At 68.6% G+C, this 1,520-nt stretch carries 2 protein-coding genes; one reads left to right on the top strand and one right to left on the bottom strand.

All coding sequences use genetic code 11. The features are described from left to right. Positions 1-339, top strand: a 339-nt coding sequence (locus ACFXA3_RS42380) for a lamin tail domain-containing protein (RefSeq protein ID WP_385196846.1), incomplete at its 5' end; no start/stop codon positions are given. Between the two features lie 138 nt (positions 340-477). Here the strand turns inward: ACFXA3_RS42380 and ACFXA3_RS42375 are convergent. Further along, positions 478-1,113: a hypothetical protein gene (locus ACFXA3_RS42375; protein WP_385196844.1), complete on the bottom strand. Its 636-nt coding sequence runs from the start codon at positions 1,111-1,113 to the stop codon at positions 478-480. Between the last annotated feature and the right edge of the window lie 407 nt (positions 1,114-1,520).

The raw sequence follows: 1,520 nt of genomic DNA, 5'->3' as shown, positions 1-1,520 counted from the left end.
ATCAGCCGGGTCCAGGCCGACAGCCCCGGCCGCGACGACCACTCCAACCGCTCCCTGAACAACGAGTGGGTCGAGATCACCAACACCACCCGCGATGCCGTCAACCTCCGCGGCTGGACCCTGCGCGACGCCGACGGCAACCGCTACCGCTTCGACAACGTCCGCATCAACGCCCGTGCCACCATCCGCATCCACACCGGAACCGGCCACAACACCCGCACCGACCTCTTCCAGAACAGCCGCGAATACATCTGGGGCAACAACGGCGACACCGCCACGCTGCGCGATGACCGTGGTCGCACGGTCGACACCCAGTCATGGGGCCGGCGCCACCACTGACCGGGGCCAGGGTGTCGGTGGCCGCCTGGACGGCGGGCGGCCGCCGACACCGCACCCCAGGAGGGTGTCAGCTCCCCGTCCCGACCGAGCGGGGGCTTGTCTGCAACGAAAGGCGGCTGTTGCGGTGCGTGGCGCCGGTCAGTCCTCGAAGTAGTCGGTCAGGACGCAGCCTTTCACGAGTGCGGGGTCTTTGCGGTAGCCGGTGGGTGGGTTGAAGTCGGGGTGGCAGTTGAGGATGAGGAGGCCGCCGGGCTTGATCGCGTTGCGGATGACGGGCTTCTGGTCGGGCAGGACGGCGAAGTCCTGGCCGAGGAGGAACTTGCCGCGGTGGCCCTTGTTCGGGCTTTCCTTGCGGTCTGCATCGAGTTGGGCCTTGTACGCGGTCTGGAAGGTCTTGAGGTCTTTGAACATGAAGATGCGGGTGCCCTTGCCGCAGGCCCCGCGCTCGGTGACGCCCCACTTGCTGTCGTAGGTTTCGTCGCCGGGGAAGAAGTCGTCGTCCTTCGGGTCGGTGGAGATGTCGTTGCAGGCGCCGTAGGCGTTGACGATCTGGGCTGCCTTCGCCATAGTGCCCGCTTTGGGCAGCCCCGGTGCGCCGGCCTTGCCGTCGCCGTCGGAGCCGCCCGAACCGTCGGTGCCGCCGTTCTTAGCGGGTGCCTGGTTGCCCAGTGCCCCACCGACGGATCCGCCCTCGTCGCCGCTCCCGCACGCGGTCAGCGTCGTGAGGCAGAGCAAGGCAGTGGTCGTGACGCTGACGAGCCGGTGAATGCGCATATTTGCGGGAACTCCCGTGTCAATGATCAGAATGCGCCCGACCCTAGGTTTCATGGCGCGTGCATGGCAAATGCCGTCGTGCTGGACGGGCGCCCCACCGCCAGCCGCAGCGGCGCTCGATGAGGCGCTTCTCCCGAGCCCGTCCCCGCCCTGAACTGTGCACCTCCACCCCGCAGCAGGTGCCGGACCTGACGGACGTGGAGTCGATTACGGCACGCCCACGTCCTGGCGCCGACCGCGAACGGCACGGGCCAGCGCCCTACCGTCCGGCAGCGGCATCAATCACGCCTGCGCGCCCGTGCTTGCCCGGGACGGGATCGGGCCCCGACCCGGGGGGGGGGAGGGTCGGGGCCCGAAAGGGGCAGCGCACGAGGGTAAGCGCGTGTCAGTGGCGGTAAGCATCTTTG

It is taken from the genome of Streptomyces sp. NPDC059456 (assembly GCF_042750055.1).
Taxonomy (GTDB): domain Bacteria; phylum Actinomycetota; class Actinomycetes; order Streptomycetales; family Streptomycetaceae; genus Streptomyces.
Note: the sequence above shows the minus strand (reverse complement) of the source record. Positions and strands in the feature narration are given on the sequence as shown.